We start from the raw sequence: 7,037 nt of genomic DNA, 5'->3' as shown, positions 1-7,037 counted from the left end.
TTACGAATCACTTAGTCAACTACATAACTGGATCAGTGCATTGCCCAGTTATATCAAGGCTTTATTCGCACAACTGCGGTGCGAAAGTTGAGTTATTAAAAATGGCCGAGTTACCCTCTTTAACCAGATAGGAAATTTATTCATACTAAATATAAATCAAAATAGGACATAAAATACTCTGAGAGGTGATATTTTGAATAACAAAAAAATTTTTACATTGGTTATGATATTACTATTACTAATTACTCTGGTCACAGGTTGTAGCCAAGAGAAATCTAGTGTGAATCAAATTGCACCATTAGATAAAAATAAAATATCAGTTATGTCGATTAGCCGTGGAAACTCGGTTACGAAAGAATTTGCGGATAAAAAACAAATTGAAACCTTGCTCGATCATTTGAATGGTATTAAGTTTAGCAAGATGAGCATTAAGCAAGAGGAAGAAGTATTAGATAAAGGGAAGACATTAAACATGGATACGACCTATGTAATACAGCTAATGGAAAATAAACAGGGCATTGCGAAAGCTGAGATTGCAGTAATTTCTGAGAAGGAACTAATTTTAGCTGATAGCGAAACTATGAGGAGTACAAGAACAGTATCGTATATGAATCAAAGTGATGACTCTTCATTGAATGCGGTAAAAGAAATATGTTCGTTAGCAAAGAAAGCAATGGAGTAAAGGGTTTGCCATCCGTTGTAGCTTCTGAACAGGAGTGCCAACTGGGATAAAACAGCAGGTTCCCGCCAAGGAATAAGGTGTTAAAGTCAATAGTTCTTCAAAGCAAAGACCACATTCCGAAGATTTAGATGTGGTCTTTTTTACCTAGTTATAGTTGTTTTCAGTGCGTATGATTGTACCTCCTCGAATGGCCTTTTTATCTTGTAAAATATTATTGGCAAGACCCCTATAAAAGCGGGAACTTTTGGTGTTAGAAGCTATATCATCCCGAGTGGGTTACACCGGATTCACCGACTCAACAGGTTGGGGAAGCAGTAGACATAGAGTATACAAAAGTCCGGTTTTTGGGAATGTCTCTCCTTAGTTTAGACTGGTTGGATAACTCCATTTCGCTCGTAAACACCTGACGAGCGTTTTTTGCAACATATTTTTAGCTTGATTTATAGCTTTGCTCATGACCCATGCACAGAACTTAATTTGCTCTTAGCTGGTTGAAATGGCAAAACTCCTCTTCTTCATCGAGTTAAAGCTTCTTATCCTTAGAGAAAAACAACTGCCACATCCCCTGTCTTTCAATGCGTTAGTCGTCTACTTCAAGATTGTTGCCGTCGAATCCTATTTTAGAGCGAATTGTAACGGCAGGCTAAAATTGGAGTCTGGCGGATTTAATGCCGATAGCAATAAAGTACCAATATTATTTGAGTTCTATCATATTGTATAGTTATAAGATTCACGTACAAAAAATTAAAAATGCAAAACCAAGAGATTTTCTCATGATCGCAACGTATTGGGGCGTCTTTTAACCTTTTGGTTATATTCATAGAGCTCTGGTATTTATTTCCTCTCCCCGGAAGATTATGATATACTTTTGCCCAGGGAGGTGTGTTTTAAATGGGCGGCAACCCTATACAATTTGATTACTCAGTTTTGTTAAGCGTGATGTTTCCTATGCTGTTTTACCTATTCTTTTTTATATTTACGATTTACTTAATGGTAAGTGCTCTGCGCTTTTTCAAACATAAAGAAAGAGCCGATAATGAGCTTTTAGAGAAGTTAGACATGCTAATTAAGATTCAAACTCAGCAATCAGCAAATAAATCATAAGAGCAAAGCAGGTTTTCCACATTATTTGGGAAGACCTGCTTTTTTTACTCAACTTAAACGAGTTATAGATTTTTAGTTCCTACCCAAAAAACGTGTTAAAAGGACCGTCCCTCTAAACACTCCCTCTAAACACTCCTAACACTCTCTCTAAAACTCTCTCTAAAACTCTCCTAACACTCTAACATCCTCCTCTAACATCCCTCAAAGTCCTCTTTAATAATAGAACGTTTATCCTATTATAAATTTTTCCAAAATCCATGAAGCTTTTTCCAAGTCTCAATTGTCTAATATAGTAGAAGGGGGTGAAATTGTAAGATAACCTGTTGATTGAAAGAACCTTATTCTCAAGGGAGGTGGAGAGAAAGTTGATGAGGAACTCCCGAATGGTTTTTGAAAATATAATTATTGGAGGGGATAGTATGAAGAGCAAAATCAGTAAAATATTGTTGACTTCACTAATATTATTGTTTACATTAACAACTTCGGCATTTGCCGGATCACTTTACCTAAATGTACCAGGCACTGTGCAAGAAGAAGATAATTGGTGCTGGGCAGCTAGTAGTGTGTGTGCTTTAAATTATGATAGTCTTGGAGTTACACAAACTCAGTTTGTAACTTATGTTAAAGGCTCACCTGTTGATGAGGCTGGATGGCCTTGGGAAGTTCAGTCTGGCCTAGAGCACTGGAATGTAGACAACGACTGGACGACAGGAAGTATTAGTTGGGCTAATGTAACAGATGATATAAATGATTATGCCCCCATTATTGCATCTATTGCATGGGCTCCTTGGTGGGAATTCGAAGGTCATATGCTTGCAATTTATGGATATTATGAAGATCAATACGTGAAAAATGTAAGTTATATGGATCCTTGGTCAAGTAATCCAAGATGGAATAGTAGAACTTATGGTAGTTTCGTTAGCAATTCTGATTGGACATGGTCCGGAACAAATTATAATTTGGTTTATTAAGAACAGGAGGTTTTAGTATGAGAACAAAAGTATTATTCCTAACTCTAATACTTATGTTTCTGCAAAGTGCAAACGTATTAGCCGCGGAAAAATTACCGGCAGATATTTTGAATGCTTTCCAAGCTGACATTAAAAGTTTTCAATATCAAATGTTGGAAGAAAGAGATAAAACCCACCATCTTACAGATGGGGACATTTATAAGACGAAAGATGTTGGATACAAAGTTTATAGACTTGATGCAAAAAAGGTACTCAATGAAGCAAATATTGATTTATACGATGCTTTAACTAACACTGATAAGTGGTATATACCAGTTACAGATCGAGTGAGATATATTGTAGATAAAGTTGATGGTGATTATAAATTAGTTGGCTACGGTGTATATGACGAAAAAGATGCCATTCCTTATGAAACCTTGGAAAAGGCAGCTATAGAAAAAGGGTTAAATGATCTCGTTTATGTTGACGAACCAGCCCTTCACATCAACGGTTTTATCGGCAAAACAGCTAAAGGCAGTCAGTTATTATCATTTAACAAGAGTGATGACCTCAAACTTCAAAAAAATGAAATAAAAGATGGCAAAGAATTGATCAAAGAAATTAAAATCAAAGTAAATAATGCGAAAACGAACGGAAACCAGGGATTTGGAGGGGCCGGCGGGTTTAATGCCGATAGCAATAAAGCACCAATCTTATTCTTGCTATTATCATGTTGTATAGCTATAGGAGGATTCACGTACAAAAAATTCAAATTGCAAAAATAAGAGCAAAGCAGGTTTTCCACATTATTTGGAAGACCTGCTTTTTTTCACTCAACTTAAACGAGTTATAGATTTTATTTCCCGCCCCAAAAAAACGTGTTAAAAGGACCGTCCCTCTAACATACTTTCAAATTCTGCTTCTGTTAAGATTGGGACTCCCAGGCCTTGAGCCTTTACAAGCTTTGACCCGGCCTTTTCTCCGGCAATGACGAAGGCTGTCTTTTTGCTGACGCTGCTCGCTGCCTTTCCGCCATACTCTTCGATAAGGGTCTCAATCTCCCGCCGCTCCCAGCGCTCTAAAGAGCCGGTGACTACGATACTTTTACCGGCAAATAGCTGGGGTTTCGTCGAGGTTCCGGCGGTCATGTTCACTCCGGCAGCACGCATTTTCTCCAGAAACCGCTCCGTGCTTTCTAAACCAAAAAACTCTACCAGACTCTCTGCCATCCCCGGGCCGATATCCGGGATGGCTTGCAGCTCCTCAAAGGTCGCCGCCTGGAGCTTTTCCATAGAACCAAAGGTTTGAGCCAGGATTTTTCCCGCTTTTACGCCTGTATGGCGAATACCCAAGGCAAAAATCAAGGGGGCTAAGCCTCGTTCTTTGCTGTCGGCAATAGCCTTCAAGAGATTTTCCGCAGATTTTTTCCCCATCCGCTCTAAAGGAGTCAAATCCTCGAAGGTTAAGGCATAGAGATCTGCAGCATCTTTGATCAGGCCTACATCCAGAAGTTGTTGAACAACTGCCGGGCCTAGACCATCAATCCCCATAGCATCCCGAGAGACGAAATGGATAATTCCCTCCCGTTGTTGAGCCGGGCAGCTGATACTTTGGCAACGATAGGCTGCCTCCCCTTCCTCCCGGGAAACGGGACTTTGGCATTCGGGACAGAGATCAGGCATTTCGAAGAGCCTTTCGGCGCCGCTGCGTTTTTCCGGCAGAGCTCTGATGACCTCGGGAATCACATCCCCTGCTTTATGTAAGAGCACATGGTCTCCGATTCGGATATCCTTTTCCCGGATATTGTCCAAATTATGAAGGGTGGCTCGGCTTACCGTGGAGCCGGCCACGGATACCGGCTGCAAGACCGCCGTGGGGGTTAAAACGCCTGTCCGTCCTACTCGAAGGACAATATCTTCAACAACGGTTTCCACTTGCTCCGCCGGAAATTTATAAGAAATAGCCCAGCGGGGACTTTTGGCCGTAAAGCCCAGCTCCTGCTGGAGGTCAAATTCATTCACTTTTATAACCAAACCGTCAATATCATAGGGAAAACCATGGCGCTCTGCTGCCATTTCTTCGCAATAGGCTATGACCTCTTCGATGTCATTAAACACTTTGTATTCCGGGTTAACCATGAAACCCTGTTCTTTTAAATAGGTAAGAACGTCAATTTGGTTATGTAATCCCAATTCCCTGGCGGATAAAACCTGATAGGCAAAGTACTCCAACTTACGCTCAGCAGTGATTCGGGAATTCAACTGCCGTAATGAACCTGCTGCCGCATTACGAGGATTAGCAAAGGTGGATTGCCCTTCTTCCTCACGTTCTTGATTCAACCGGGCAAAAGAGGCTTTGGGCATGTATCCTTCTCCCCGGACACTTAGCTTGGGAACCGTCTTGTTCAAACGCAGGGGAATTGAGCCCACGGTTTTGACATTGGCGGTAATCTCTTCTCCCACTGCCCCGTCCCCCCTAGTGGCTCCCCGCACCATCAATCCGTCCTCATAGGTTAGTGCTACCGTTAAGCCGTCAATTTTCAGCTCCACTACATATTCCACCCCAGGAGAAACTTGCCGAACCCGGCGATCAAATTCTCGCAAATCTCCCGGATCAAAGGCATTATCTAAACTAAGGAGAGGTTCCAAATGCCGGACTTTTGTATACTCTTTGGCTACTGCTCCCCCAACCCGCTGTGTAGGGGAATCCGGTGTAACCCACTCGGGATGCTTAGCTTCCAACTCCAAAAGTTCCCGCATCAGAGCATCATATTCCGCATCTGTGATCCGGGGCTGATCCAGCTCGTAATATTGTTTATTCGCTTCATTAAGATCTTTGCGCAGCGCCGCCAGGCGCTCAAGATCATCCTGCACTGAAATCCCTCACTTCCAACCTAAACTATACTTATAGTATAATTCATACCCTAAGTCTTTCAAAGTTGATGGTAAATAATACTGCTTTTTCATTTTTTCAAAGATACTAGCTACTAAGGATTAATCCATTTAACAAAGATAGAGAACAACCTCAATAATCCTCTCTATCGTCTAGTCGAAACACCTTAATAAACGTCAATTTTGTTAATCAAATAACTTTTTAACATAGGCTCGACAAAATTATAACTGCCTCGACTCGTTTTTTCGATAATTGCTTTGGAAACCAAAGTATCCACAGCTCTCTTTATCTCGTTTGGATTTACGTTACGCCCCGAATAAATTCGCAAGCCTTTTGCGATATCTATTAGAGTCTGACGAACGTAAGAGATCTTCCCTAATTCATCCAAGAGTTCATCAAAAACAGGCGATAAGGTTAGCATTGCCCGGTTATAGCCTATTCTTACAAAATCCAATGTTAATCTTACTTCCCCTGCTTCTATAAGCGCATAGTAAACCTCCGAACATAAAAGCATGGTATCTTGAGGATGCCCACCACTTAAATCTATAATCTCAGAAATTGAGTTTCCCTTCACAACAATCCTCTTTTCGGCAAATTTAGAAGAAAGATATTCGTTCCAGGCTTCCCTAGTAATGGGTGGAAGGGGCAACATCGTGGCAAATCGATAAAAAGCCTGTCTCTTATCACCGAAGATTGTATTCATCATGCCTTCTTTTGAACCAAGAAACAAATAGGAAACTCTCTCATGCATCTGAAAATAAGAGCGCATAACTTTAAGAGCATCTTCACCGGCAATGCGAATAATCTCTTGGAATTCATCAAAAACAACTACTATCTGTTTTTTATCCTTTTTTGCCAGAATCTCAGGAAAGCGCAGAGCGTAGTTAAAAAGCTCATCATCACTCTCCCCTTCGCCGGGCAAGCCAATCTCTAATTCCAGATCCTGAACCTTTGCAGTCAGCCTGGCCCCGCCTGCAATTTTTTTGAGACCTTCCTTTAAGGCTGCCGTTGTTTTGCTTATACCACTGCGGTTCTCTAAACAAGCATCGATGATAGCAAGGGAAAATTCTCTCTTTGTGTTATAGCGAAATAAGTCAACAAAGGCAATATGACAGCTCTTTGCTTTGATTCGCCTTAAAACCTCTAACGCCAGGGATGTCTTCCCGATTCGCCGGGGACCGGCCAACATAATGCTCTGACCTTCTAATAGCCGAGTTTCAAGAGAAACCAAGAAATCCTCACGATCGACAATATCCTTCTCTGATACAGGTCCGCCTAAAGGAAATAATCTGCTCGGCATGACTTCACTCCTTATATTACACTATATGTAATATAATATTACATATAGTGTAATATTGCAAGAGAACCCTTTGGCTTCCCCCTAGTACAAAAAGGGTTGTAACTAACTT

Annotated in this window: 6 protein-coding genes; 4 read left to right on the top strand and 2 right to left on the bottom strand. The window is 40.9% G+C overall.

Features of this window, described 5'->3' with window-relative positions:
- The first annotated feature begins 193 nt into the window (after positions 1-193).
- The 4 genes from BLS16_RS11455 (at position 194) to BLS16_RS11435 (ending at position 3,521) form a co-directional block, all read left to right on the top strand.
- Positions 194-682 carry a hypothetical protein gene (locus BLS16_RS11455; protein WP_092333323.1) on the top strand — a complete coding sequence of 163 codons (489 nt, stop codon included), beginning with the start codon at positions 194-196 and terminating at the stop codon, positions 680-682.
- An 891-nt stretch (positions 683-1,573) separates the two neighbouring features.
- Complete coding sequence (locus BLS16_RS11445; RefSeq protein WP_092333319.1) at positions 1,574-1,786, top strand: hypothetical protein; 213 nt, start codon at positions 1,574-1,576, stop codon at positions 1,784-1,786.
- A 383-nt stretch (positions 1,787-2,169) separates the two neighbouring features.
- Positions 2,170-2,757, top strand: coding sequence for a C39 family peptidase (locus BLS16_RS11440; protein ID WP_207649747.1), 588 nt, complete (start codon positions 2,170-2,172; stop codon positions 2,755-2,757).
- A gap of 17 nt (positions 2,758-2,774) precedes the next feature.
- Positions 2,775-3,521 carry a hypothetical protein gene (locus BLS16_RS11435; protein ID WP_092333315.1) on the top strand — a complete coding sequence of 249 codons (747 nt, stop codon included), beginning with the start codon at positions 2,775-2,777 and terminating at the stop codon, positions 3,519-3,521.
- Positions 3,522-3,617: 96 nt separating this feature from the next.
- Here the strand turns inward: BLS16_RS11435 and ligA are convergent, their stop codons facing one another.
- Complete coding sequence (gene ligA / locus BLS16_RS11430) at positions 3,618-5,609, bottom strand: NAD-dependent DNA ligase LigA (RefSeq protein WP_092333313.1); 1,992 nt, start codon at positions 5,607-5,609, stop codon at positions 3,618-3,620.
- Positions 5,610-5,794: 185 nt separating this feature from the next.
- On the bottom strand, positions 5,795-6,928 hold the full coding sequence (locus BLS16_RS11425) for an AAA family ATPase (RefSeq protein WP_092333312.1): 1,134 nt from the start codon (positions 6,926-6,928) through the stop codon (positions 5,795-5,797).
- Between the last annotated feature and the right edge of the window lie 109 nt (positions 6,929-7,037).

The organism is Desulfosporosinus hippei DSM 8344, from assembly GCF_900100785.1.
Taxonomy (GTDB): domain Bacteria; phylum Bacillota; class Desulfitobacteriia; order Desulfitobacteriales; family Desulfitobacteriaceae; genus Desulfosporosinus; species Desulfosporosinus hippei.
This window is presented reverse-complemented; position numbering and strand designations above follow the sequence as displayed.